The 25,684-nt window shown below is 66.0% G+C and carries 27 protein-coding genes; 24 read left to right on the forward strand and 3 right to left on the reverse strand.

Annotated features, from left to right (window positions below):
• Positions 1 to 69: 69 nt before the first annotated feature.
• From phnG to phnN, 14 genes are all read left to right on the forward strand, one after another.
• Positions 70 to 540, forward strand: coding sequence for a phosphonate C-P lyase system protein PhnG (gene phnG / locus WMC41_RS25315; protein WP_432348707.1), 471 nt, complete (start codon positions 70 to 72; stop codon positions 538 to 540).
• Positions 540 to 1,148, forward strand: a complete 609-nt coding sequence (gene phnH / locus WMC41_RS25320; protein WP_432348709.1) for a phosphonate C-P lyase system protein PhnH — start codon at positions 540 to 542, stop codon at positions 1,146 to 1,148. The genes phnG and phnH overlap by 1 nt, the downstream gene beginning before the upstream one ends.
• A 4-nt stretch (positions 1,149 to 1,152) precedes the next feature.
• Positions 1,153 to 2,253: a carbon-phosphorus lyase complex subunit PhnI gene (locus tag WMC41_RS25325; protein ID WP_432348711.1), complete on the forward strand. Its 1,101-nt coding sequence runs from the start codon at positions 1,153 to 1,155 to the stop codon at positions 2,251 to 2,253.
• Complete coding sequence (locus WMC41_RS25330; protein WP_432348713.1) at positions 2,250 to 3,134, forward strand: alpha-D-ribose 1-methylphosphonate 5-phosphate C-P-lyase PhnJ; 885 nt, start codon at positions 2,250 to 2,252, stop codon at positions 3,132 to 3,134. Before WMC41_RS25325 ends, WMC41_RS25330 begins: the two co-directional genes overlap by 4 nt.
• Before the next feature lie 199 nt (positions 3,135 to 3,333).
• Positions 3,334 to 4,110 (forward strand): phosphonate C-P lyase system protein PhnK, encoded by a 777-nt coding sequence (phnK, locus tag WMC41_RS25335; RefSeq protein WP_432348714.1) that lies wholly within the window; start codon positions 3,334 to 3,336, stop codon positions 4,108 to 4,110.
• Between the two features lie 65 nt (positions 4,111 to 4,175).
• Positions 4,176 to 4,883, forward strand: coding sequence for a phosphonate C-P lyase system protein PhnL (gene phnL / locus WMC41_RS25340; RefSeq protein WP_244766034.1), 708 nt, complete (start codon positions 4,176 to 4,178; stop codon positions 4,881 to 4,883).
• Positions 4,880 to 5,494, forward strand: a complete 615-nt coding sequence (locus WMC41_RS25345; RefSeq protein WP_432348716.1) for a DapH/DapD/GlmU-related protein — start codon at positions 4,880 to 4,882, stop codon at positions 5,492 to 5,494. Before phnL ends, WMC41_RS25345 begins: the two co-directional genes overlap by 4 nt.
• A gap of 163 nt (positions 5,495 to 5,657) precedes the next feature.
• Positions 5,658 to 6,506, forward strand: coding sequence for a phosphonate ABC transporter ATP-binding protein (gene phnC, locus WMC41_RS25350; protein ID WP_244766036.1), 849 nt, complete (start codon positions 5,658 to 5,660; stop codon positions 6,504 to 6,506).
• A gap of 81 nt (positions 6,507 to 6,587) precedes the next feature.
• Entirely contained in the window at positions 6,588 to 7,493 is a 906-nt protein-coding gene (phnD, locus tag WMC41_RS25355) for a phosphonate ABC transporter substrate-binding protein (RefSeq protein ID WP_432348718.1), read from the forward strand.
• 231 nt (positions 7,494 to 7,724) lie between these two features.
• A complete protein-coding gene (phnE, locus tag WMC41_RS25360; protein ID WP_432348719.1) occupies positions 7,725 to 8,687 on the forward strand; it encodes a phosphonate ABC transporter, permease protein PhnE in 963 nt (320 codons plus the stop codon).
• 9 nt (positions 8,688 to 8,696) lie between these two features.
• Positions 8,697 to 10,199, forward strand: a complete 1,503-nt coding sequence (gene phnE, locus WMC41_RS25365; RefSeq protein ID WP_432348721.1) for a phosphonate ABC transporter, permease protein PhnE — start codon at positions 8,697 to 8,699, stop codon at positions 10,197 to 10,199.
• A gap of 105 nt (positions 10,200 to 10,304) precedes the next feature.
• Positions 10,305 to 11,012: a DUF1045 domain-containing protein gene (locus WMC41_RS25370; RefSeq protein WP_288079506.1), complete on the forward strand. Its 708-nt coding sequence runs from the start codon at positions 10,305 to 10,307 to the stop codon at positions 11,010 to 11,012.
• Between the two features lies 1 nt (position 11,013).
• A complete protein-coding gene (locus WMC41_RS25375; protein WP_432348722.1) occupies positions 11,014 to 12,153 on the forward strand; it encodes an alpha-D-ribose 1-methylphosphonate 5-triphosphate diphosphatase in 1,140 nt (379 codons plus the stop codon).
• 2 nt (positions 12,154 to 12,155) lie between these two features.
• Entirely contained in the window at positions 12,156 to 12,752 is a 597-nt protein-coding gene (gene phnN / locus WMC41_RS25380) for a phosphonate metabolism protein/1,5-bisphosphokinase (PRPP-forming) PhnN (protein ID WP_432349340.1), read from the forward strand.
• 110 nt (positions 12,753 to 12,862) lie between these two features.
• Here the strand turns inward: phnN and WMC41_RS25385 are convergent, their stop codons facing one another.
• From WMC41_RS25385 to WMC41_RS25395, 3 genes are all read right to left on the reverse strand, one after another.
• Positions 12,863 to 14,302: a cryptochrome/photolyase family protein gene (locus WMC41_RS25385; RefSeq protein WP_432348724.1), complete on the reverse strand. Its 1,440-nt coding sequence runs from the start codon at positions 14,300 to 14,302 to the stop codon at positions 12,863 to 12,865.
• A gap of 7 nt (positions 14,303 to 14,309) precedes the next feature.
• On the reverse strand, positions 14,310 to 14,675 hold the full coding sequence (locus WMC41_RS25390) for a YbaN family protein (RefSeq protein WP_432348725.1): 366 nt from the start codon (positions 14,673 to 14,675) through the stop codon (positions 14,310 to 14,312).
• Between the two features lie 378 nt (positions 14,676 to 15,053).
• On the reverse strand, positions 15,054 to 15,533 hold the full coding sequence (locus tag WMC41_RS25395; protein ID WP_432348727.1) for a DUF2934 domain-containing protein: 480 nt from the start codon (positions 15,531 to 15,533) through the stop codon (positions 15,054 to 15,056).
• Between the two features lie 249 nt (positions 15,534 to 15,782).
• Between WMC41_RS25395 and WMC41_RS25400 the strand changes: the two genes are divergently transcribed.
• The 10 genes from WMC41_RS25400 to WMC41_RS25445 all read left to right on the forward strand — a co-directional run bounded on the left by WMC41_RS25400 (position 15,783) and on the right by WMC41_RS25445 (position 25,675).
• Positions 15,783 to 16,166 (forward strand): hypothetical protein, encoded by a 384-nt coding sequence (locus tag WMC41_RS25400; protein ID WP_432348729.1) that lies wholly within the window; start codon positions 15,783 to 15,785, stop codon positions 16,164 to 16,166.
• 101 nt (positions 16,167 to 16,267) lie between these two features.
• The gene (locus tag WMC41_RS25405) at positions 16,268 to 19,186 is read left to right on the forward strand and encodes a monovalent cation/H+ antiporter subunit A (RefSeq protein ID WP_432348731.1); all 2,919 of its coding nucleotides are present in this window, start codon (positions 16,268 to 16,270) and stop codon (positions 19,184 to 19,186) included.
• A complete protein-coding gene (locus tag WMC41_RS25410; RefSeq protein WP_244766047.1) occupies positions 19,186 to 19,524 on the forward strand; it encodes a Na+/H+ antiporter subunit C in 339 nt (112 codons plus the stop codon). The genes WMC41_RS25405 and WMC41_RS25410 overlap by 1 nt, the downstream gene beginning before the upstream one ends.
• The gene (locus tag WMC41_RS25415) at positions 19,521 to 21,158 is read left to right on the forward strand and encodes a monovalent cation/H+ antiporter subunit D (RefSeq protein WP_244766048.1); all 1,638 of its coding nucleotides are present in this window, start codon (positions 19,521 to 19,523) and stop codon (positions 21,156 to 21,158) included. The genes WMC41_RS25410 and WMC41_RS25415 overlap by 4 nt, the downstream gene beginning before the upstream one ends.
• 1 nt (position 21,159) lies before the next feature.
• Entirely contained in the window at positions 21,160 to 21,636 is a 477-nt protein-coding gene (locus WMC41_RS25420; RefSeq protein WP_244766049.1) for a Na+/H+ antiporter subunit E, read from the forward strand.
• A complete protein-coding gene (locus tag WMC41_RS25425; protein WP_244766050.1) occupies positions 21,633 to 21,914 on the forward strand; it encodes a K+/H+ antiporter subunit F in 282 nt (93 codons plus the stop codon). Before WMC41_RS25420 ends, WMC41_RS25425 begins: the two co-directional genes overlap by 4 nt.
• The gene (gene mnhG, locus WMC41_RS25430; RefSeq protein WP_272808049.1) at positions 21,911 to 22,306 is read left to right on the forward strand and encodes a monovalent cation/H(+) antiporter subunit G; all 396 of its coding nucleotides are present in this window, start codon (positions 21,911 to 21,913) and stop codon (positions 22,304 to 22,306) included. The genes WMC41_RS25425 and mnhG overlap by 4 nt, the downstream gene beginning before the upstream one ends.
• Positions 22,307 to 22,483: 177 nt before the next feature.
• On the forward strand, positions 22,484 to 23,206 hold the full coding sequence (locus WMC41_RS25435; protein ID WP_432348734.1) for a FadR/GntR family transcriptional regulator: 723 nt from the start codon (positions 22,484 to 22,486) through the stop codon (positions 23,204 to 23,206).
• The gene (locus WMC41_RS25440; protein WP_244766053.1) at positions 23,203 to 24,375 is read left to right on the forward strand and encodes a PLP-dependent transferase; all 1,173 of its coding nucleotides are present in this window, start codon (positions 23,203 to 23,205) and stop codon (positions 24,373 to 24,375) included. Before WMC41_RS25435 ends, WMC41_RS25440 begins: the two co-directional genes overlap by 4 nt.
• Before the next feature lie 40 nt (positions 24,376 to 24,415).
• The gene (locus WMC41_RS25445; RefSeq protein WP_244766054.1) at positions 24,416 to 25,675 is read left to right on the forward strand and encodes an ABC transporter substrate-binding protein; all 1,260 of its coding nucleotides are present in this window, start codon (positions 24,416 to 24,418) and stop codon (positions 25,673 to 25,675) included.
• Positions 25,676 to 25,684: the final 9 nt, after the last annotated feature.

Consider the following 25,684-nt stretch of genomic DNA (forward strand, 5'->3'; position numbering starts at 1 on the left):
TTCCCGCCGATTAAGACGAAACTCAAGATGTTCGGTTGTCTAGATTAATAGACATTTGGAGATGAGGCAATGGCATCCATTCAGAAATCCGCCGAGACCGCCGAGGCGGGTGAACGGCAGACGGCGATGAGCCTGCTCGCGAAGGCGAGCCGGGCCGAATTGCAGGCGGCGTTCGACGCGCTCGACGACAAGCCGGCCGCCCAGCCCGTGCGCGGCCCGGAAACGGGGCTCGTCATGGTGCGCGGACGCATCGGCGGCGGTGGCGCGCCGTTCAATCTCGGCGAAGCGACGGTGACCCGCGCAAGCGTCCGCCTCGACGACGGCACGGTCGGCCACGGCCAGGCGCTCGGCACGGATGGCACGAAAGCGCGGCTCGCGGCGATCTTCGATGCGCTCTTCCAGCAGCCGGCCCGCAGGGCCGAGGTGGCGGCGCTGCTTGACGCCGTCGCCGCGCGCATCGCCGGCGAGGATGCGGAAAAGGCACGCCAGACGGCCGCCACGCGCGTCGATTTCTTCACCATGGTTCGCGGAGAGGACTGATGACATTGGATACGCTCGCCTTTGCCGGCGGTTTCAAGGAGCCGGTGTTCGAGGCGCAGGCCGCCTTCCGCACGCTGATGGACTGCATGGCCCGGCCGGGCACGATCGGCCGCATCGATGCGACCGTCGTGCCGCCCGCGCCGCTGAATGCGACGGCCGGCGCCATCGCGCTGACGCTCTGCGACCACGATACCGCCGTCTGGCTCACCCCGGCGCTTTCCCGTTCGGCGCTGCCGGGCTGGCTCGCCTTCAATGCCGGCGCGCCGGTGACCGAAGAGCGGCAGAACGCACGCTTCGCCTTCGTGGAAAAGGACGCCATGCTGCCCAATCCCAGCCTCTTCGCCCAGGGCACGCAGGAATATCCGGATCGTTCGACGACGCTCGTGGTCGAGATCGCTTCCTTCGAGGGCGGACGGCCGCTCGTGCTGAAGGGGCCGGGCATCCGCACCGAGGCGGAGATCGCGCCAGTGGGTCTTTCCGACATGTTCCCGCATTTCTGGTCGGAGAACCGGCAGAATTTTCCGCGCGGCGTCGATCTGATCCTTGTTGCGGGCGAAGAAATCCTCTGCCTGCCGCGCACCACCGTGCTTCGCGTGAAGGAGGCGTGAGACCATGTACGTTGCCGTCAAGGGTGGCGAAGCCGCCATCTCCAACGCCCACCGCCTTCTCGCCGACCGCCGTCGCGGTGACCGCTCGCTGCCGGCCATCGGCATCGAGCAGATCGTCGCCCAGCTCGGCCTCGCCGTCGACCGCGTGATGGCGGAAGCATCGCTCTATGACCGGGCGCTCGCGGCGCTCGCCGTCCGCCAGGCCCGTGGCGACATGATCGAGGCGATCTTCATCCTGCGCGCCTATCGCACCACGCTGCCGCGCTTCGGCTATTCGAAACCCGTGGAGACCGGCGATATGATCGTCGAGCGCCGCGTCTCGGCCACCTACAAGGATTTGCCGGGCGGCCAGCTCCTCGGGCCGACCTTCGACTATACGCACCGCCTGCTCGATCCCTCGCTTTTGACGGACGAAGCGGTGGAGGCGCCGCTGGAGCGCGAGGAGGCCGGCGAGCCGGTCATGCGCGTCTCCGACATCCTGGCCGGTGAAGGCCTCGTCGAGGATGACGGCAGCCTGCCGGACGGCCATGTCGCCGGCGACCTGACGCGCGAGCCGCTGGAATTCCCGATGGCGCGGGACCTGCGCCTGCAGGCGCTCGCCCGCGGCGACGAGGGCTTTCTGCTGGCGCTCGGCTATTCCACGCAGCGCGGTTATGCCCGCACCCATCCCTTCGTCGGCGAGGTGCGCATCGGCGAGGTCGAGGTGGAACTGGGCATGCCGGAACTCGGCTTTGCCGTCTCGCTCGGCCGCATCCAGGTGACGGAGTGCCAGATGATCGCCCAGTTCAAGGGTTCGGCGAAGAACCCGCCGCAGTTCACCCGCGGCTACGGCCTCGTCTTCGGCCAGAGCGAGCGCAAGGCCATGGCCATGTCGCTGGTCGACAGGGCGCTGCGCGCGGAGGAATTCGGCGAGGATATCGTCGCCCCGGCACAGGACGAGGAATTCGTCATCTCCCATTCCGACAACGTGCAGGCGACCGGCTTCGTCGAGCACCTGAAGCTGCCGCATTACGTGGATTTCCAGGCCGAACTCGATCTCGTGCGCCGCATGCGGCGCGAATACGAGGCCGCGCAGAACAACGATCTTCCGGAGGCCGCAGAATGAGCACCGCAGAGCTGGCGACCTACAATTTCGCCTATCTCGACGAACAGACGAAACGCATGATCCGCCGGGCGATCCTGAAGGCGATCGCCATTCCCGGCTACCAGGTGCCCTTCGCCTCGCGCGAAATGCCGATGCCCTATGGCTGGGGTACCGGCGGCGTGCAGGTGACGGCGGCGATCCTCGGGCCGAAGGATGTGCTGAAGGTCATCGACCAGGGGGCGGACGACACCACCAACGCCGTCTCCATCCGCGCCTTCTTCCAGAAGGTCGCCAATGTGGCGGTGACGACGAAGACGCGGGAGGCGACGATCATCCAGACGCGCCACCGCATTCCCGAGGAGAGGCTGACGGCCGGGCAGACGCTGGTCTACCAGGTGCCGATCCCCGAACCGCTGCGCTTCCTCGAGCCGCGCGAGACCGAGACGCGCAAGATGCACGCGCTGGAGGAATACGGCCTGATGCATGTCAAGCTCTACGAGGACATCGCCCGCAACGGCCATATCGCGACGACCTATGCCTATCCGGTGAAGGTGGAGGGCCGCTACGTGATGGACCCGTCGCCGACGCCGAAATTCGACAATCCGAAGATGCACATGTCGGAGGCGCTCCAGCTTTTCGGCGCGGGCCGCGAGAAGCGCATCTATGCCGTGCCGCCCCATACCGAGGTCGTCAGCCTCGATTTCGAGGACCATCCCTTCGAGATCCAGACCTTCGACAAGCCCTGTGCGCTATGCGGCGCCGAAAATGTCTATCTCGACGAGGTGGTGCTCGACGACAGGGGCGGGCGGATGTTCGTCTGCTCGGACACCGACCATTGCGAGGAACGGTGCTCCGCCGGCCATCGCGGCCACTTGGCCTATGACAAGGAGGCTGCGGAATGAGTAGCGCTCACCCCCCTCTGTCCTGCCGGACATCTCCCCCTCGAGGGGGGAGATCGGCAAGCGGCCGGAACTTTGCTCAAATCGAATCGCTGAAGATGGGCGGAACATCACTCCATCCAATCTCCCCCCTCGAGGGGGAGATGTCCGGCAGGACAAAAGAGGGGGGGGCCACGGCCTCTCGCACCACGGAGGCCACCCGATGACCGACACCCCCCTTCTCAAAGTCCGCGACATCTCGAAATTCTACGGCGCGCGCATCGGCTGCCGGAATGTCTCCTTCGATCTCTGGCCAGGCGAGGTGCTGGCGATCGTCGGCGAATCCGGCTCGGGCAAGACGACGCTGCTCAACTGCCTCGCCACCCGCCTGATGCCGACCTCTGGCTCCGTCGAATACCGCATGCGCGACGGCGGGATGCGCGACCTCTCCCGCATGAGCGAGGCCGAGCGCCGCTTCCTGATGCGCACGGACTGGGGCTTCGTGCACCAGAACCCGGCGGACGGGCTGCGCATGGCCGTCTCGGCCGGTGCCAATGTCGGCGAGCGGCTGATGGCCGTCGGCGAGCGCCACTATGGCAACATCCGCGAGACGGCGGGCAACTGGCTCGGCCGCGTCGAGATCAGCGTCGACCGCATCGACGACCAGCCGCGCGCCTTTTCCGGCGGCATGCGCCAGCGTCTGCAGATCGCCCGCAACCTCGTCACCGCACCGCGCCTCGTCTTCATGGACGAGCCGACGGGCGGCCTCGACGTCTCGGTGCAGGCGCGCCTGCTCGATCTCCTGCGCGGTCTCGTGCAGGACCTCGGTCTCTCGGCGATCATCGTCACGCACGACCTTGCCGTCGCGCGCCTGCTCTCGCACCGCATGATGGTGATGAAGGACGGCGTCGTCATCGAGCAGGGGCTGACCGACCGCGTGCTCGACGATCCGCGCGAAGCCTATACCCAACTCCTCGTCTCCTCGATCCTGCAGGTCTGAGAGCATGGACCCGGAAAGTGGCCGCCGGTTTTCGGACAGGACCATGCGTCGAAAGGAAAAATGACATGCCGACCCCTCTCGTTGTCTCCGAAGTGGCCAAGAGCTTCACCATGCATCTTCGCGACGGCATCCGCCTGCCGGTGGTCTCGAACGTCGCCTTCTCGGTGAAGGCCGGCGAATGCGTCGTGCTGGGCGGCCCGTCCGGCATCGGCAAGAGTTCGCTGTTGAAGATGGTCTACGGCAACTATGCCGTCGACAGCGGCCAGATCCTCGTCGACCACGAGGGCAGGCTGGTCGACCTCGCCACGGCCGATCCGCGCACGATCCTTGCCGTCCGGCGTGCGACGCTCGGCTATGTCAGCCAGTTCCTGCGCACCGTGCCGCGCGTCGCGGCCGTCGATGTCGTCGCCGAGCCGCTCACGGCCCGCGGCGTCGCGGCGGCCGAGGCGAAGGCGACGGCGGAAGCGATGCTCGCGCGGCTCAACCTGCCACGCGAACTCTGGCAACTGCCGCCCGCCACCTTCTCCGGCGGCGAGCAGCAGCGCGTCAACATCGCCCGCGGCTTCATCACCGATCACCGCATCCTGCTGCTCGACGAGCCGACCGCCTCGCTCGATGCGACGAACCGCGCCGTGGTCGTCGAGATGATCGCGGAGAAGAAGGCCGCCGGCGTGGCCCTTCTCGGCATCTTCCACGACGAGGACGTGCGCGAAAAGGTCGCCGACCGCATCGTCGACGTCTCCGCCTTCTCGCCGCGAAAGTCCGCGGCATGACGAGGCTGTCCGAAACGCCGCTGGTCCACCCGACGGCGAACGTCGCCGGCAGCATGCTCGGCCGTTACACCGAGATCGCCGAGCGTTGCCGCATCAGCGAGGCCGAGATCGGCGACTATTCCTATATCATGGAGGATGGCTCGGTCTGGTGCGCGACGATCGGCAAGTTTGCCAACATCGCCGCCTCGGTGCGCATCAACGCGACGAACCATCCGGTGTGGCGGGCGACGCTGCACCATTTCACCTATCGGGCCAACGACTATTGGCCCGATGCGGACCACGAGAGCGATTTCTTCGAATGGCGGCGCGCGCATCGCGTCACCATCGGCCATGACGTGTGGATCGGCCATGGATCGATCATCCTGCCGGGTGTCACGATCGGCAACGGCGCCGTCATCGGCTCGGGCGCGGTCGTCACGAAGGACGTCGAACCCTACATGATCGTCGGCGGGGTCGCGGCGAAACCGATCCGCGAACGTTTCTCCCGAAGCGTCGCGGAACGCATGGAAAAACTCGCCTGGTGGGACTGGGATCATGCCCGGCTGCGCACCGCCCTCGACGACTTTCGCAAACTTGACGCAGAAGCCTTTCTCGCCCGTCACGGTGGGTGAGGAGGCCCTTCCGATGCCGGAAATCCAGGCCTGTGGACTGTTATCTTTCCGACATGAAACTGACATTGCCCCTTCATCAACAGCGTTTAGAGCCAGTCCCGGAAACGACGAGACCCGGCCCCTGGCCCGGCCTCGATCCGACACGGGAAAAAAGGGATCCACCATGTTTCGACTGAAGAATGTCACCCGCCGCTTCGGCGAGCGCGTTGCGGTCGACGATGTGACCTTCGACATTCCGCAGGGCCAGATGGTCGGCGTCATCGGCCGCTCCGGCGCCGGCAAATCGACCATGCTGCGCATGATCAACCGCCTTGCCGATCCGAGCGAGGGCTCCATCCACTTCAATGACGTCGAGGTCTCCGCGCTGCGCGGCGCGGCATTGCGCAACTGGCAGCGCGACTGTGCGATGATCTTCCAGCAGTTCAACCTCGTGCCGCGCCTCGACGTGCTCACCAACGTGCTGCTCGGCCGCCTCAACCACCGTTCGGCCGTCCTGAGCATCCTCAATCTCTTCACCCGCGAGGAGCGTATCATGGCGATCGCCGCGCTCGAGCGCCTCGGCATCGAGCAGACCGCGCTCCAGCCGGCCGGCACGCTTTCGGGCGGCCAGCAGCAGCGCGTGGCGATCGCAAGGGCGCTGATGCAGGCCCCCAAGATGCTGCTCGCCGACGAGCCTATCGCCTCGCTCGATCCGCTCAACGCCAAGATCGTTATGGACGCGCTGCGCGACATCAACGAGCGCGAGGGCATCACCGTCATCACCAACCTGCACACGCTGGATACGGCGCGCGCCTATTGCGAGCGCATCATCGGCATGGCGCATGGCCGCGTCGTCTTCGACGGTCCGGCGCGCGACCTCGACGCCGAGGCGGTGCGCACGATCTACGGCACGGGCGCCGATGGGGCAGCGATCGACGAGAGCGTCACCTCCACGGCGATCCGTAACCCGGCCCGCCAGGACAACACCAAGGAATCCGCCGGCCCGACACCGCTGGCACTGGCCGGCCTTTGAGCCGACCGGGATCGATCGGCCCGCGTGAAGGGCCATCATTTTTCAAGAGCCCGGCGAAGCCGGTCAAACAGGAGAAAGACCATGCTGAAGAAAGCTCTTCTCGGCGCCGTCGCGCTCATCGCGCTCGCCGGCCATGTACAGGCTGAAGACCTCAAGGAATTCCGCGTCGGCATCATCGGCGGCGAGAACGAAGCCGACCGCCTGCGTAACTACCAGTGCCTCGGCGATCACCTGAAGGCCGAGCTCGGCTTCGAGAAGGTCTCGTTCTTCCCGGCCGCCGACTATGACGGCGTCATCCAGGGCCTGCTCGGCGGCACGCTCGACTATGCCGAACTCGGCGCGTCCGGCTTTGCCAAGATCTACCTCGCCAAGGCCGACGCCGTCGAGCCGATCCTGACGACCGTCCAGACCGACGGCTCGACCGGCTACCACTCGATCATGGTTGCCCGCAAGGATTCCGGCATCACCAAGCTCGAAGACCTGAAGGGCAAGAAGCTCGGCTTTGCCGATCCGGACTCCACCTCCGGCTACCTCGTGCCGCTCGTCACGCTGCCGGAAGCCATCGGCGGCCCGGTCAAGGAATATTTCGGTGAAACCGGCTTCGGCGGCGGTCACGAGAACCTCGTCCTCGAGGTCATGAAGGGCACCTTCGATGCCGGCACGACCTTCGGTTCGGGCGTCGGCGAGTGGAAGGACGGTTACACCTCCGGCAACCTGCACAAGATGGTCGAGAAGGGCATTCTCGACATGAACGAGCTCGTCGAACTCTGGAAGTCGCCGCTGATCCCGAACGGCCCGATCGTCGTTCGCACCTCGATGGCCGACGAGACCAAGGCGAAGTTCAAGCAGTTCATGATCGACCTGCCGAAGAAGGACGCCGCCTGCTTTGCCGCCGTCATGGGCGGTGACTTCACCTCGTTCACGGAAGTCAATGTCGACTTCTACAAGCCGATCATCGACGCCCGCAAGGCGACGATCGGCGGTTGATTGGAGCGCCGGCACGGAAGAGGCGGAGCGCAAATGCCCCTCATCCGCCTGCCGGCACCTTCTCCCCGCAATGCGGGGAGAAGGGAACTGAGGCAGCCTTTTGCCTCCCTTGCCCATGTTTGAGGAAACCAGCGCGGCATCCCCTTCGCCCCGCTTGCGGGGAGAAGGTGCCGGCAGGCGGATGAGGGGCGTTTGCGCCTGCGCCGGAAGTATCAAGGAACACGCAAGACCATGGCCATGAACACGCTTCACGACGGCTTCAGCGAGAAGGGCGCGCTCATCGAGCGGCACTGGCAGGAGCTGAACGCCCGCCGCAGGCTCTATACCTGGCTCGGCCTTGCCATCCTCGCCATGGCGCTCACCGGTTCGCTCTGGTTCGCCAACGAGACCAATGCCGGAAAGTTCTTCGACCGGCTGCCGCATTTCTTCGATTTCGTCGGCGACATGGTGCCGCGCGACGGGCTGGAGGTCTTTCGCGCGCTGTTCGACCTGCCGTCGCCCTATGACGACGGCAGCTTCAAGTACAACTATCCGGAGGGGCGGCTCTACATCACCGGGAGCCTCTATGTGCCGGAATATTTCCACAAGATGCTGGAGACGCTGAACATCGCGCTGTTCTCCACCATCATCGGCATGGTCTTCGGCTTCCTGCTCTGCTTCCTCGCGGCGAAGAACCTCGTCGCCAATCGCCTGCTGCGCGGCTTCGTGCGCCGCTTCATGGAGATCCTGCGCGCCTTCCCGGAAGTCGTGCTCGCCGGTTTCTTCCTCGCCATCCTCTCGCTCGGGCCGCTGCCCGCCGTCATCGCCGTGTCGATCCACACGGTCGGGGCGCTCGGCAAACTGTTCTTCGAGGTGGTCGAGAATGCCGACATGAAGGCGGAGGAGGGGCTTCGCGCGGTCGGTGCGAGCTGGGTGGAGCGCGTCTGGTTCGGCATCGTGCCGCAGGTGCTGCCGAATTTCATGAGCTACTTCCTGCTGCGCCTCGAGATCAACGTGCGTGCCTCGACCATCATCGGCGCCGTCGGCGGCGGCGGCATCGGCGAATTGCTGCGTCTGTCCATCGGCCAGGGGCACCAGGCCAAGACGCTCGCCATCGTGCTCCTGCTGCTTGTCACCATCATCGCCGTCGACCAGTTTTCCGCCTGGCTGCGCCGCAGGCTCGTCGGCGACCACGCCTTCCGGCTGGCCCAATAGGAGAGTGCCATGACGACCCTCAATCCCGCTCAGATGGATGAGATCGCGGCACGCCATCCGGCCGTCTTCCACCGCTCGTTCTGGCAGCGTTTCCGCGTCGCCATCATCGCCGGCGGCTTCGTGCTCTATGCGCTCTATTGCTGGTGGTTCTTCGCCATCGGCCATGTGCTCGGCACGGCGAACTGGAACATTGCCGGCACCTATCTCGCCGACTGGGTCTCCTACGAGGTGCGCCCGGAAGTGACCATCGATCCCGACGGCGCGATGAAGCTGACCTATCCGCGCTTCTCCCCGCTCGGGCCGAATGCCGAGCCCGAGTGGGTCGAGATCGAGCGCGGCACGATGACCCGCGCCACGCCCTCGGCCGGCGCCGCGGCGGACACCGCCCAAAAGCCCGCCTCGATGGGCTTCATGGGAACGGGCGGCACCATCGGCGGTTCGGCCGCCGCCGCCAATGCCATGGCGACCGCGACCACCCGCGAGGAGGAGGTGGTCAGGCGCGCGAAGATCACGCTCAATTCCTCGACGAGCGTCGAGGTCGTGCCGGACCGGGTGACGGTGCGGCATTCCGGCGAGACCCTGCTCGTCGATATCGCCGGCTCCGATATGACGGTGGAAGGCGCTCTGCCGGCCTGGGCGACGCAGAAGGCGCCGGGCGAGAAGATCACGCTTTCCTTCGGTGTCGCCGGCTGGGGCGAGATCGAGCCGGACGACATCTCGATCCGCAAGCGCTTCTTCGGCTGGGCGAACTTCCTGTTCGACACGAACTCGCCCTTCCACGGCAAGCCGCTATCGGAGGTCTTCTCGCTGGTGACGTCGGGCGAGCGCATCGACCCGAAGCAGTCGAACCTGTCGCTTGCCTGGGGCAACATCCTCTACAATGCGGAATGGCAGCATCTCGACGTCTGGACGAAGCTGCTCCAGACCATCGTCATGGCCTTCGTCGGCACGCTGTTTGCCATGCTGCTCGCCTTCCCGCTGGCGTTCCTCGCCGCGCGCAACATCACGCGCAGCTGGATCTCCAACCAGGTGACGAAGCGCCTCTTCGATTTCCTGCGCTCGGTCGACATGCTGATCTGGGCGCTGTTCTTCACCCGTGCCTTCGGCCCGGGGCCGCTCGCCGGCATGTCGGCGATCTTCTTCACGGATACGGGCACGCTCGGAAAACTCTATTCCGAGGCGCTGGAGAATATCGACGACAAGCAGCGCGAAGGCGTGAAGTCGGTAGGCGCGGCGCCGGCCGCGGTGCAGCGCTTCGGCGTGCTGCCGCAGGTCATGCCGCTCTTTGCCTCCCAGGCGCTTTATTTCTGGGAATCGAACACCCGTTCTGCCACGATCATCGGCGCGGTCGGCGCCGGCGGCATCGGCCTCAAGCTCTGGGAAGCGATGCGCACGAATTCCGACTGGGAGAATGTCGCCTATATGGTGCTGCTGATCCTCATCGTCGTCTTCGTCTTCGACGGCATATCCAACGCGCTGCGCTCGCGCCTGATGGGCAAGCCGGCGCATTGAGCGACGAAAGACCTGGCGTGGCGGCATGATGCTGCCACACGAATCCCTTCAAGTGCCGACGCCGCCGGTCCGGCGGCGTCAAATGACTGCCACAGGAATGAGCCATTGCGTTACGCCCTCTATTTCACCCCGCCCGCAAGCGACCCCTTGACCCTTGCCGCCCAGCGCTGGCTGGGGCGCAATGCATTTACGGGGGCGGCGCTGGAGCAGCCGGCCGTGAACGGTTTCGATGCGGCCGCGCTTGCCGGCCTGACGGCCGATCCGCGCCGCTATGGCTTCCACGCCACGCTGAAGGCGCCTTTCGCGCTTGCCGAGGGGCGCAGCGAAGCGGAACTGTTGGCCGAAATCGGCCGCTTCGCCGCCGAGGTCGAGCCTTTCGAGATTCCGCAGGCCGTCGTCGGCCGCCTCGGCTCCTTCTTCGCGCTGGTACCCGGCGATCCTTTCGAGCCGTTGCAGGCCTTTGCCGGCGAGGTGGTGCGCCGCTTCGAGCGTTTTCGCGCGCCGCTCACCTCGGCCGACATCGCCCGCCGCAAGCCGGACGAGCTCACCGCCGAAGAGCGCCAGAACCTCGTGCAATGGGGTTATCCCTATGTCTTCGACACGTTCCGCTTCCACATGACGCTGACGGGACGCGTTCCCGTGGAGCGCCGCGCGGCCGTCGAGGCCGCGCTGCTTGCGCATTTTTCCGATTTCCACGAACGTCCGCTGGCGATCGAGGGTTTGGCTCTCTTCCGCGAACCCTCGCGCGGCGCTGATTTCACTGTCCATTCGCTCTTCCCGCTGACAGCCGGGGCCAACAGAAAGACCGCCTGACATGACCCGCGAAACCGTTCTTTCCAATGCCCGCATCGTGCTCGAGGACCGGATCCTCGATGGTACGCTGGTGCTCCGCGATGGCCTGATCGCGGACATTTCCGAAGGTCCCTCCACCGCCGGCGAGGACATGGAAGGCGACTTCCTCCTGCCCGGCCTCGTCGAACTGCACACCGACCATCTCGAAGCCCACTACTCGCCGCGCCCCGGCGTGCGCTGGGGCCTGACGGCGGCGATCCAGGCGCATGACGCCCAGGTCGTCACCTCGGGCATCACCACCGTCTTCGACTGCCTGCGCATGGGCTCGGACGAGGACGGCGGCTTCGAGCAGGGCGAAATGCGCGCCATGGCCGATGCCATTGCCGACGCGCAGGACGAGGACCGCCTGCGCGCCCAGCACCTCATCCACCTGCGCTGCGAGGTCTCGACCGACAACGTGCTCGACCACTACGCGGAATTCGAGGACGATCCGCTGGTCCGCCTCGTCTCGCTGATGGACCATGCACCCGGCCAGCGCCAGTTCCAGACGCTGGACCAGTACATCCTCTACTACAAGAAGAAGCGTGGCCTGACCGAAGACGAATTCGCCGCCTTCTGCAAGCGCCAGCAGGACCTTTCCGCCCGCTATGCCAAGCCGCATCGCGATGCGATCGCCGCCTCCTGTGCGGCCCGCGACATCTCGGTCGCCAGCCACGACGACGCGACGCTGGAACATGTCGAGGAGGCAATCGGCTACGGCATCCGCCTTGCCGAGTTCCCGACCAGCGTCGATGCCGCCAAGGCCTCGCACGGCGCCGGCATGAGCGTCCTGATGGGCGCGCCGAACATCGTGCGCGGCAAGTCGCATTCCGGCAATATCGCCGCCCGCGACCTCGCCACGATGGGTGTGCTCGACGTGCTCTCCTCCGACTACGTGCCCTTCAGCCTGATGCATGCGCCGTTCATCCTCGCCGACGAGGTCGAGGGCATCGACCTGCCGCGGGCGATCGCCATGGTCTCCACCACGCCGGCCCGCACCGTCGGCCTCGACGATCGCGGCGCCATCGCCAAGGGCCTGCGCGCCGATCTCGTGCGCGTGCGCCGTCCCTCCGGCGTTCCGGTCGTGCGCTCGGTCTGGCGGCAGGGCAGGCGGGTCGCTTGAGCATGGATGCCGAAATCGTCTCGGCCCGGCCGCTGCCGGTTGCGGCCGGCACGATGGTCGTCGTCGTCGGCCCCAGCGGCGCGGGCAAGGACAGCGTCATGTCCTATGCTGCCCGGCATTTTGCCGGCGAGCCGCGCCTCGGCTTCGTGCGCCGCGTCATCACCCGCCCGCCGGATGCCGGCGGGGAGGCGCATGAGGCGGTCGATGCGGCCGGTTTCCGGGCGCGGGCGGCTGTCGGGGCCTTTGCGGTCTCCTGGGATGCGCATGGCCTTTCCTACGGCATTCCGTGCGAGACCTTCGACCGGCTTTCGGAGGGCATGACGCTGGTCGCCAATGGCAGCCGGTCGGCGCTGCCCGCCTTCGCCGCGGCCTACGGGCGGCTGAAAATCGTGCAGATCACCGCCCGCGCCGACATCCTCGCCGCGCGCCTCGCCGCCCGAGGCCGGGAAAGCGCCGAGGCCATCGCCCGCCGGCTCGATCGCGCCGTGCCCGAGGTCGCCGCCGCCGATACGGTCGTCATCGACAACAGCGGCGCGCTGGAAGAGGCGGGCGATGCCTTCGTGCGGCTGCTTGCCTCCGCCCTTGCACGGAACGATTAGGGCATTTCCGCTTTTCTCCGAATCGCGAAAACGCTCTATCTCCTTGTTTGCCGCATTTCCGGACGCAAAACCGCTTCGCACTTTTGCTGGAAATGCTTTTGGGCTCCGGCTCAGTCCGCCTTCAGCGCCTTGAAGGCGGCAAGCGCCCGTTCGCGGGCGCGGGCGTGGTCGACGATGGGCTTCGGATAGGTTCTGCCGAGATCGACGCCGGCGCTCTTCAGCGCGGCCTCCGGTGCGGCGAAGGGCTTGTGGATCCAGGCGGCATCCAGGTTTTCCAGTTCCGGCACGAAGCGCCGCACATAGCTGCCGTCCGGATCGAATTTCTCGCCCTGAAGGATGGGGTTGAAGATACGGAAGAAGGGCGAGGCGTCCGCGCCCGAGCCGGCCACCCATTGCCAGTTCGCCGCGTTCGACGCCGCATCGGCATCCGCCAGCGTGTCGCGGAACCATTTCTCGCCGTGCCGCCAGTCGATCATCAGGTGCTTGATCAGGAAAGAGGCCGCGATCATGCGCACGCGGTTGTGCATCCAGCCGTGCCGCCAGAGCTGCCGCATGCCGGCATCGATGATCGGATAGCCGGTCAGTCCGCGCGTCCAGAGCGTGAAGGCCTCGCCGCGTTCCTTCCAGGGGAACGCATCGAACCGGTCGTTCCAGTTCTTCTCCGCAAGGGCGGGAAAGTGGAAATGCAGGTGGTAGCAGAATTCACGCCAGGCCAGTTCCTTGCGGAAATGGACGAGATCGCCGGTCGGCGCGTCAAGCCCGCGCGTGGCGTGCCAGATGCGGGCCGGGGAGATTTCTCCGAGCGCCAGATATGGCGAGAGCATCGAGGTGGCGTCGAGGGCGGGGCGGTCGCGGTTGGTGCCGTAGCCGTCGATCGCGCCGTTGACGAAGGCTTCGAGACGGTCTCGTGCGGCCGCTTCGCCCGGTGTCCAGACCTCCCGGAAGCGCGTGGCCCAGTTGGGCGCTGCCGGCGTGAGGTGCCAGTGCTCCAGGCGCTCCGACGCTGCGGCTTCGGGAAGGGCGACCAGCCGTGCCGGCGGGTCGATCGGCTCATCGGGTTCGCCGGCCCGTTCCAGCGCCTTCCAGAAGGGCGTGTAGACGCGGAAGGGCTTCTTGTCTCCCGTCAGCAGGCGTGTCGGGTCATGCAGCAACTGGCCGGCGAAGCTGATGGCGGCAAGGCCGCGCGCCTTGAATGAGGCCTTGATCGCGCGGTCGATCGCCATGCCCGGTGGATCGTGCCGGCGGTTCCAGTGGATGGTGTCGGCACCGGTCTCGGCGATCAGCGCGTCGAGGATCGCATCGGCCGGCCCGCTGCGCAGGACGAGCGGCGCGCCGAGGCCGGAAAGGTCCCCGGCAAGCGCGGCAAGGGCATGGTGCAGCCACCAGCGCTGGGCGGCGCCGAGCGGGCCGGTTCCGGCCTCGGCGGGCTCCAGGATATAGAGCGGGATGACGGGACGACCGGTTTCGGCGGCGGCAGCCAGCGCCGCATTGTCGTCGATGCGCAGGTCCTTGCGGAACCAGACGATGACCGGAGCGTGGTGCGTTGCCATCGGGCGGTCACCTCTTTTGCGGCAAGGGGCGGGTCAGGATGAAAAGGGCGCTAGCCGAGAGCACGAGACCGACCACGACCGCAAGAAGAGGCGACGGCGCCGTGCGATAATAGAAGAAACCGTAGCTTGCGACGATGAGACAGATGGCGACCGTCTTTGCGCGCGCCGAGATCGCGCCCTCGCGCCGCCAGTTCGTCAGCGGCGGGCCGAGGGTGCCGTGGTTCAGCAGCCACCGTTCGAGGCGTGGCGAGGAACGGGAAAAGCACCAGGCCGCGACGAGCAGGAACGGCGTTGTCGGCAAGAGCGGCAGGAACACGCCGACAATGCCGATCGCCGTCATCAGCAGGCCTGCCGCCATATAGATCGATCGCACCGGGAATCCTCGCTTCAGTCCGCATCGACCGTTCACATAGAGCGTCGCGGCGCCGTCTCCAAGGGCGCCGATGCCGCAGCGGCGAGGGAACGGCTCACGGGAAAGGATCGGCGCGCAGGGCCGGAGCATGAGAGGGCGTGGGGTACGGATCGGACAAGACCTGGAGCATTCCCGGTGAAAGCCGGCTTACCGGACGCGATCCGGTCTCTTGTCTTTGCCGCATTGTCCGGCGCTGAAACGATGCCGCTTCGGCTGGAGGAATATCTCGATCCAATCGCCGACTGCCGAGGCGCCATGGGTGCCGGAGGCCAGCGGGAAATGAAACCGACACGCCATGCCGGCTGTGCCGGCATGGCCGTTTCTGCCGCGTGACGAGGGTCAGGCTTGCTTGCCGTTCGTCGTGGCCTTGACGGATTTCGCCTTTGCGACGGCCTTGGCGGCGATCGGCTTTTCCGCCGCGGCTTCGGTCTTCTTCCGCGGTTTGGCCGCCTCGGATTTTTTCGCCTGCGCCTTCTCGGAGATCTCGATCAACGGCTTCCTGGCACCGGCCTGCCTGGTCTCCGGGGCGAGCGCCACGCGTTCGAATTCGTCGCGCTCGTGCACCGCCTGTTCCCAATGCTCGGCGTCATGGCCGTGGGGCCTTCCCGCCTCTTCCCAGAGCGTGTAGGCCCGCTTGCTGATCCATTCCCTTCGCGCATCCGTCATCGCTAATCCCCGTTCGAGAGTGAATTGACGCCGTGCCGCCGATGTGCCGCTGAGAGGGGCAGGATCGGGACACGGAACTCGCTGGACGGCCGGGAAGATATCGACCGGCAGGTCCAGATATTCGGCGCACCGTGCGCTCCGGGCATCGCCCATGGGAGCAGGTCTGCTTCATGCGATTCGCTCATCTAGAATGCGCCCAAAGCGGCATGGCATCAAGCGCGCGGGGGTGCGACAGGATGACGACCTGCGGGCAGGGAAAGCAAAAATATGCTGCCGGCCGCGGCAAATCGGCGTAATTCCGGAAAAGTTTCACGCTTGCGGGTGGACAGCGCCAATCCTGCCAACGTATTGTCCGGATGAGAGAATATTCAACGCGGGCGACGGATTCGAAAGGCAGGGCGTTTGGCAGCGACAGGGCAACAGCATCGACCTGTTCGTCGGGCTTTTTGCCTCTTCTGCACGGCGCTTACCTGTCTTTTGCTGTTGATATCCATGCTCTCGGTGCCTTCTGCCACCGGTGCCGCTTCGAAGATGCTTCGTTACGGTGTCCAGAAGACTGCAGGCCACCCTTCGGCGCTTCCCGATGCCGAATGCCGCAAACGCATCGTTGCCGGGAAAATGACGCCGCTCGACAGCGCAGGTGCCGATCCCGCCTGCCTGCCGGCGCGGGAGGCTTTCGGCCCGAGGGGCGTGGTGGCCGCCATGGCCGTCGTCGCGCCTTCTGGCTCCGGCATCGGCCGCATGGAGATGCGCGGGGCGCGTGCCCCTCCGTTGAATCTCGCCTGACGACCGCTCCGATCGTCCCGTCGGTCGCGCGCGGTCTTCCCGATATCGCCGGCGTGCCGGCGCATGAGAAGCTCTGACGTTCGAAAGCGATCGATCAAACGATGACAGGTGAAATGACTCTGGTCCTGCTGGTCTGCCTTCCCTTCGCGGGAAGCCTTGCGGCGACGATTCTGCTGCGGACCGATTCGAGGGTCCTTGCCGCGCGCATGTCCGGTGCCGTGGCCTTTGTCAGCCTGGTGCTGACCGCCGCGCTCTATCCCGCGGTGCGCGACGGCGGCAGGGTCCGGCTCGATCTCGAATGGCTGCCGCAGCTCGGGCTCAACGTCACGCTTAGAATGGATGGCTTCGCCTGGCTCTTTGCGATGCTCATCACCGGCATCGGCTGCCTCATCGTGCTCTATGCGCGCTACTACATGTCGGAGGAGGATCCGGTCCCGCGCTTCTTCTCCTTCCTGCTCGCCTTCATGGGCTCGATGCTCGGCATCGTCCTGTCGGGCAACATCATCCTGCTCTCGGTGTTCTGGGAGCTGACCAGCATCTTCTCCTTCCTCCTGATCAGCTACTGGCACAACAATGCCGCCGCCCGCGACGGTGCGCGCATGGCGCTGACGATCACCGGCATCGGCGGCTTCTGTCTGCTCGCCGGCCTGCTCGTGCTCGGCCATATCGTCGGCAGCTACGATCTCGACGTCGTGCTTTCGTCCGGCGATCAGATCAAGGCGCATCCGCTCTACCTGACGGCGCTGGTGCTGATCCTCATCGGCGCGCTGACGAAGAGCGCGCAGGTGCCGTTCCACTTCTGGCTGCCCAATGCGATGGCCGCGCCGACGCCCGTCTCGGCCTATCTGCATTCGGCGACCATGGTGAAGGCGGGCGTCTTCCTGCTCGTGCGGCTCTGGCCGGCGCTGTCGGGCACCTATGAATGGTTCATGCTGGTCGGCATCGCCGGTGTCAGCACGCTGATCCTCGGCGCCTATTTCGCGATGTTCCAGCAGGACCTGAAGGGGCTGCTCGCCTATTCGACGATCAGCCATCTCGGTCTCATCACCACGCTGCTCAGCCTCGGCAGCCCGGTTGCGGCCGTCGCGGCGATCTTCCACATGATGAACCACGCCACCTTCAAGGCCTCGCTCTTCATGGCCGCCGGCATCATCGACCACGAGACCGGCACGCGCGACATGCGACGATTGAGCGGGCTCTTCAAATACCTGCCCATAACGGGCACGCTCGCCATGGTGGCGAGCGCGGCGATGGCCGGCGTGCCGCTGCTCAACGGCTTCATCTCCAAGGAAATGTTCTTCGCCGAGGCGGTTGAGACGCATGCCGATTCCGTGCTCGACCGCATGCTGCCCTATGTCGCCACGCTTGCCGGCGCCTTCTCGGTCGCCTATTCGCTCCGCTTCATCCACATGGTCTTCTTCGGCCCCGAGCCGACCGACCTGCCGAAGCCCAAGCCGCACGAGCCGCCGCACTGGATGCGCTTCCCCATCGAGTTCCTGGTGCTCGCCTGCCTCGTCGTCGGCATCATCCCGTCGCTCTCGATCGGCCCGTTCCTGCATTCGGCCGTCGTCTCCGTGCTCGGCACGCGCACGCCGGAATACAGCCTCGCCGTCTGGCACGGCATCAACACCCCGCTCATCATGAGCATGATCGCGCTCATCGGCGGCGCCGCGCTCTACGCGGTGCTGAAGGACTATCTTGCCAGATGCGACGACGGCCCGCCGCTCTTCCGCCATCTCGGCGGCCAGCGCATCTTCGAGCGCGTGCTCGTCACGGTCTCCTGGAAATGGGCGCGCTGGCTTGAAAGCCGCCTCAGCACCCGCAATCTCCAGCCGCAGCTGCGCCTCGTCGCGGCGGCCGGCTTGCTGGCGGGCGTCGTGCCGCTCTACATGGCGGGCTTCGCGCCGACGCCGCTGGTCTTCGGCGACATCGATCCCATCTTCGCCGCCATCTGGAGCATCGGCGCCTTCTGCGCGCTGGGGGCGGCCTATCAGGCGAAATACCATCGCCTTGCCGCGCTCGTCCTGCTCGGCGGCGCGGGCATCACGACCTGCATCACCTTCGTCTGGCTCTCCGCGCCGGATCTTGCCATCACGCAGCTCGTCGTGGAAATCGTCACGACGGTCCTGCTGCTGCTCGGCCTGCGCTGGCTGCCCAAGCGCTCGGAGAAGGTCGACAACTCCGTCACCCTGTCGGCCCGCAGCCGCCGTTTCCGCGACTTCCTGCTCGCGGTCTCCTGCGGCTTCGGCATGTTCGTCTTCTCCTACGCGATCATGAACCAGCCGGTGCCGGACGCCATTGCCAGCTACTTCCTCGAAAAGGCCTATACGGAAGGGGGCGGGCGAAACGTCGTCAACGTCATCCTCGTCGATTTCCGCGGCTTCGACACGATGGGCGAGATCGCGGTTCTGGCCATCGTGGCGCTGACGGTCTTCGCGCTCCTGCGCCGTTTCCGGCCCGCGCCGGACAGCATCGAGAAGCCGGAGCAGCAGCTTATCCAGGCCGCCTATGACGCCGAACGCCCCGAGCGCTCGGCGGGCGACACGGTGCGCGACTACCTGCTGGTGCCTTCGGTCATCATGCAGTGGATGTTCCCGGTCATCATCACCTTCGCCATCTATCTCTTCCTGCGCGGCCATGACCTGCCGGGCGGCGGTTTTGCCGGCGGGGTCACCATGGCGATCGCCTTCCTGCTGCAATATCTGGGCGGCGGCGTGCGCTGGTCGGAGGACAGGCTGCGCATCCTGCCGCTGCGCTGGATGGGCGTCGGCCTGCTGCTGGCCGCGATCACGGGCATGGGCGCGTGGGCGTTCGGCTATCCGTTCCTGACGAGCTATTCGCAATATGTCGAGATACCCTTCATCGGCAAGGTGCCGGCGGCGACCGCGCTGTTCTTCGACCTCGGGGTCTTCTCGCTCGTCGTCGGCGCGACGGTGCTGATCCTCATCGCGCTCGCGCACCAGTCCATACGTATGCATCGGGTTCGCAATCTCGAAGCCCCCAAGGCGGAGGAGGCCTGATGGAGCTCGTTCTTTCGATCGGTATCGGCATCATGACGGGCTCGGGCGTCTGGCTCATCCTGCGCCCGCGCACCTACCAGGTCATCATCGGCCTCTCGCTGCTGTCCTATGCGGTGAACCTCTTCATCTTCGCCGTCGGCGGGGTGAAATCCAATGCCGCGCCGCTGCTGGAGGAGGGCGTCGACATCTCGACGATGACCGATCCGGTGCCGCATGCCCTGGTGCTCACCGCCATCGTCATCGGCTTTGCCACGACGGCGCTCTTCCTCGTGGTGCTGCTCGCCGCCCGCGGCCTTACCGGCACGGACCATGTCGACGGCAGGGAGCAGCCGAAATGAGCGGCTGGCAGCAACATCTCATCATCGCGCCCATCGTCATCCCGCTCGTCGCGGGCGCGCTCCTCCTGTTCTTCGACGAGCGCGACCGCGTCCTGAAGGCGATGATCAGCGTCGTGTCGTGCCTTGCGCTCGCCGCGATCGCCATCAGCCTGTTCCGCCTGGCGAACAACGGCCCGGACAGTTTCGAGGGCGTCTACCTGCTCGGCAACTGGCCGGCGCCCTTCGGCATCGTGCTCGTCGTCGACCGGCTCTCGGCGCTGATGCTCGTCCTCGCCTCGATCCTCGCCATCCCGGCGCTGGTCTTCGCGCTTGCCCGCTGGCATGCGGCGGGCGCGCATTTCCATTCGCTGTTCCAGTTCCTGCTGATGGGCCTCAACGGCGCCTTCCTGACGGGGGATCTCTTCAACCTCTTCGTCTTCTTCGAGGTGATGCTCGCCGCGTCCTACGGCCTCCTGATGCACGGCTCCGGCTCGATGCGCGTCAAGGCCGGCATGCACTACATCGCCGTCAACCTCGCCGCCGCGCTCTGCTTCCTGATCGGCGTCAGCGCCATCTACGGCTCGGCCGGCACGCTCAACATGGCAGACCTTGCCGTGCGCATCGGCGAGATCGAGGGCGAGCGGCGCATGCTGCTGGAGGCCGGCGCCGGCATCCTCGGCATCGTCTTCCTCATCAAGGCGGGCATGTGGCCGCTGAACTTCTGGCTGCCGGGCGCCTACAGCGCCGCGACGGCGCCCGTCGCCGGCATCTTCGCCATCATGAGCAAGGTCGGCATCTATGTCATCCTCCGGCTCTCGCTGCTCGTCTTCGGGCAGGGGGATTCGGCCGGCCTCGGCCTCAACGTGCTGCTCTACGGCGGCATGGCGACCATCGCCTTCGGCACGATCGGGGTTCTCGCCTCGCAGGCGCTCGGGCGGCTGGCGAGCTATTCCGTGCTCGTCTCCTCCGGCACGCTGCTGGCCGTCCTCGGCTTTAGCAACGGCCAGGTGACGGCCGGGGCGCTGTTCTACATGGTCAGCTCCACGCTGACGATCGCCGCCTTCTTCATGCTGATCGAACTCGTCGAGCGCGGGCAGGATGCGGGCGCCTCGGTTCTCGCCGTGACCATGGAGGCTTACGGCGATGCGGACGAGGAGGACGAGGAGGTCGAGGTCGGCGTCACCATGCCCGGCACGATCGCCGTGCTCGGCATCTGCTTTGCCGCCTGCGGCATCCTGCTCTCCGGCCTGCCGCCGCTCTCCGGCTTCGTCGCGAAATTCGCCATGCTGTCGGGCATGATCGGAACGGGTGCGAACAGCGAAGCGCCGATCGCCGCGTCCGCGTGGTGGATCGTCGGCCTGCTCATCCTGTCGGGGCTGGCGGCGCTGATCTCGATGACCCGCGCCGGCATCCGCACCTTCTGGGCTTCGATGGAGGGAACCGTGCCGCGCGTCCTCGTCATGGAGATGGCGCCGGTCATGCTTTTGATCGCGCTGACGCTGGCGCTCACCATCAAGGCCGGTCCGGCGATGGGCTATATGGAGGAGACCATCCGCAACCTGCAGCAGCCGGCCGTCTATATCGACGCCGTGATCAATGCACGCCGCGCGGGGGTTGCCGAACCCAGCGGACCGGACGGCGGGGGAGGGATCTGACATGCTGCCCTATCCGCTGCTCAGCGCCTCGCTCGTCATCATGTGGCTCGCCCTCAACGGCTTCACGCCCGGCCACTTCATCCTCGGCTGCATCGTGTCGGTCTTCGCCTCCTGGGGCATGGCGGCGCTTCGCCCCGTAAAGCCGCGGCTGCCGAAATGGTATCTGCTGCCGAAGCTCGTCGGCATCGTGCTCTACGATATCCTGCGCTCGAACCTCGCCGTCGCCTCGATCCTGCTGACCGGCGGCCGGCGCAAGCACAAGTCCGGCTTCATCACCGTGCCGATCGAGCTTGAAAACCCGACCGCGCTGGCGGTGCTTGCCGTCGTCATAACGAGCACGCCGGGCACGGCCTGGCTGGAATACAATTCGCTCAGCAAGACGGTGCTGATCCACGTCCTCGACCTCGTCGACGAGGCGGAGTGGCAGGCGCTGATCAAGACCCGCTACGAGGCGCTGCTGATGGAGATCTTCAAATGAGCCACACGATCCTCGCCTGGTCGGTCACCATCGCGCAGGTGTTCCTCGCCATCGCCATGGCGCTTGCGGCGCTGCGCATGTTCCGCGGCCCCCGCGCGCAGGACCGCGTGCTGGCGCTCGATACGCTCTATGTGAACTCCATGCTGCTGCTCATGGTCTTCGGCATGCGCACCGGCAAGGTCATCTATTTCGAGGCTTCGCTCGTCATCGGCATGCTCGGCTTCGTGGCGACCGTCGCCCTCGCCAAGTTCCTGATGCGCGGGGAGGTGATCGAATGAACGTGATCGAACATGCGGGCGACCTGCCGGCCTGGGCGGCGCTGGCCGTCTCCTTCTTCCTCGTCGTCGGCGCCGGCCTGACGCTCACCGGCACGATCGGCTTTGCCCGCCTGCCGACCTTCTACGAGCGCATCCACGCACCGACGCTCGGCACGAGCTGGGGCACGGGCGGCATCGTCATGGCCTCGATGATCTTCTTCACCGTGCTCGCCACCCGTCCTGTCGTGCACGAGATCCTGATCGGCATCTTCGTGACGGTGACGACGCCCGTCACGCTGATGCTGCTCGCCCGCGCCGCGCTGCACCGCGACCGGGCGGAGGGCAATCCGGAGGTGCCGGCCGAGGCGCCGCTCGAGCGGGAGGCCGAGGGGCAGCCTGCCGCGGGCGAATAGCCGCGAGGCTTTCCATTCCATCGTCATTCCCGGACGGGCCGATCTCTGATCGGCCCGTTTTTCATGGGCGATGAAGCTGCTCATGGATGATTGGCGCTTGACAGCCGACGCTTGCCGCATAATGCTAAGATGTCAGACCAATTTGAGAAGCTGACGCGAAACAGGGGAATTGGCCTCATGCCAGGCGAACCGAGCGACAGGCCGCAGATCGAGCCGTTGCCGCCCATCGACCGGGCGCGGCAGGTGACGGAGGCGCTCGCCTCCTATATCGACCGCGCCAGCCTTGCGGCCGGCGACCGGCTGCCGGCCGAGCGCGAGCTGATGGCGGCGCTGGCGGTCGGCCGCTCGACGATCCGCGAGGCGATCCGTCATTTCCAAGCGCTAGGCGTCATCGAGAGCCGGAAGGGCAGCGGCACCTATCTCCTGAAGCCGATCACCACGGCGACGGTGCACATGCCGCTCTCCTTCGATGCGGCGCATCTGCGCGACGTGCTGCTCCAGACGCTGGAGGTGCGCCGCGGCATCGAATGCGAGGCCGGCATGGTGGCCGCGCGGCGGCGCACGGCGGAGGATGTCGCCGCCATCGAGGCGAAGCTCGACGAGATGGAGCGGGTGCATCTCTCCAAGGGCACGTCCGGGCCGGAAGACCTCGCCTTCCACCTCGCCATCTACGATGCCACGCACAATCCGCTGTTCAAGCAGCTTCTGGAGCAGATGCGCGGCGCCTTCGAGCGTTTCTGGGAAAAGCCGTTCAACCGGCCGGACTTCGCCCGCCGTTCCTTCCCGTTCCACCGCACGCTCTTCAACGCCATCGCCGCCCGCGATCCCGAGGCGGCGCGGGCGGAAACCCTGAAGATCCTCGCCGTCGTCGAGGAAGACATCAAGGACATGTCCCGATGATCAACGGAGCCGATCCGTTCGACTTTGCCGCCCTCACCGTCGCCCATGACGAGGCGAACGCCTTCGACGCGGTGGTGCCGCCCATCGTGCAGACCTCGCTCTTCACCTTCAAGGACTATGACGAGATGGTGGCCGCCTATCGCGGCGAGATCGTGCGGCCGATCTACACGCGCGGCCTCAACCCGACGGTACGCGCCTTCGAGGAGATGCTGGCCAAGCTCGAAGGCGGCGAGGACGCGCTGGGCTTTGCGAGCGGCATGGCGGCGATCTCCTCCACCGTGCTCTCCTTCGTCGAGCCGGGCGACCGCATCGTCGCCGTGCGCCATTGCTACCCGGATGCCTTCCGCCTGTTCGGCACGCATCTCAAGCGCATGAAGATCGAGGTGACCTATGTCGACGGGCGCGACGAGGAGGCGGTGGCAAAAGCCCTGCCGGGCGCCAAGCTGCTCTATCTCGAAAGCCCGACGAGCTGGGTGATGGAGGCGCACGATGTCGGCGCGCTCGCCGCCCTTGCCCGGCGCCACGGCATCGTCAGCGTCATCGACAACAGCTGGGCGAGCCCCGTCTTCCAGCGGCCGCTGACGCTCGGCGTCGATCTCGTGCTGCATTCGGCCTCTAAATATCTCGGCGGCCACAGCGACGTCGTCGCCGGTGTCGTCGCCGGCTCGAAGGAGCTGGTCGGCCGCATCCGCTCGGAGGCCTATCCCTATCTCGGCGGCAAGCTCTCGCCCTTCGACGCCTGGCTGCTGGTGCGGGGCCTGCGCACCCTGCCGATCCGCATGAAGGCGCACGAGGCCTCGGCGCTTGAAATCGCCAGGCGCCTGCAGGCGCTCGACATCGTCGACAAGGTCTTCCATCCCGCGCTCGCCAACCGCCTGCCGCCGGGATTGACCGGCACGTCGGGCCTCTTCTCCTTCACTTTCCGCGAGGGCATCGACATCCGCGCCTTCGCCGACCGCCTGACGCTCTTCAAGCTCGGCGTCTCCTGGGGCGGGCATGAGAGCCTGATCGTGCCGGGCGAGGTGGTTCTTCAGCAGAAAGCCGAGCCGAATTCCGCGCATGCCTTCGGCATCGATGCGCGGTCCGTGCGTCTCCATGTCGGCCTGGAGGGAACCGAGGCCCTGTGGAGTGATCTGGACGCGGCGATAACGGCCGCGACCGAAACCTGACGTCAAACTTCGAAGCAGAACCAGAAAAGAGGGAACGACCATGAAGAGACTTTTGACTGCAGCACTCATCACCACCCTGATGGCGTCGAGCGCCTTGGCCGATACGACGCTCAAGCTCGTCGAGGTGATCACCAGCCCCGAGCGCACCGAGACTCTGAAATCCATCGTCGGGAAATTCGAGGCGGAAAATCCCGGCACCAAGGTCGAGATCATCTCGCTGCCCTGGGGCGAGGCCTTCCAGAAGTTCGCCACGATGGTCTCGGCCGGCGAGGTGCCGGACGTCATGGAAATGCCCGACACCTGGCTGTCGCTCTATGCCAACAACGGCATGCTGGAGAGCCTGGAGCCGTATCTTGCCAAATGGGAGCACACGTCCGGCCTGACGGCGCGAGCCCTGGAGCTCGGCCGCGACATCGACGACACGGCCTATATGCTGCCCTACGGCTTCTACCTGCGCGCCATGTTCTACAACAAGAAGCTGCTCGAAGAGGCCGGCGTTTCCGAGCCGCCGAAGACGCTGGACGAATTCGCCGAGGCCTCCAAGAAGGTTTCGGCGCTGCCCGGCAAATACGGCTATTGCCTGCGCGGCGGCCCGGGCGGGCTCAACGGCTGGGTGATGTTCGGCGCCACCATGGCCGGCGACAATAAATTCTTCAACGAGGACGGCACCTCCACCTTCAACAGCGAAGGCTGGGTGAAGGGCCTGACCTTCCTGATCGACCTCTACAAGAACGGTTACGCCCCGAAGGACAGCGTCAACTGGGGCTTCAACGAGATCGTCGCCGGCTTCTATTCGGGCACCTGCGCCTTCCTCGACCAGGATCCGGACGCGCTCATCGCCATTGCCGAGCGCATGAAGGCGGAAGACTACGGCATCATGACCATGCCGAAGGGACCGGCCGGAAAGACCTTCCCGACGATCGGTTTCGCCGGCTGGTCGATGTTCGCCTCCAGCGCCAACAAAGACCTCGCCTGGAAGCTGATCGAGACGCTCGAAGGGCCGGAAGGCAATATCGAGTGGAACAAGCGCACGGGCGCGCTGCCGGTGCACACGTCCGCGGAGAAGGACCCGTTCTATGCCAGCGAGCAGTTCAAGGGCTGGTTCGCCGAGCTGGAGGACAAGGATGCCGTGCCGACCGTGATGCCGACGCATCTGGAGGAGTTCGCCTTCTTCAAGGATTCGCTGGTCATCAAGACCTCGCAGGAAGCCCTTCTCGGCGACATCACGCCGGAGGACCTTGCCAACCAGTGGGCGGACTACCTGACCAAGGCCCAGCAAAAGTTCCTCGCCAAGAAATAGGCTGAGGAA

The organism is Shinella yambaruensis, from assembly GCF_050859155.1.
GTDB lineage: Bacteria > Pseudomonadota > Alphaproteobacteria > Rhizobiales > Rhizobiaceae > Shinella > Shinella yambaruensis.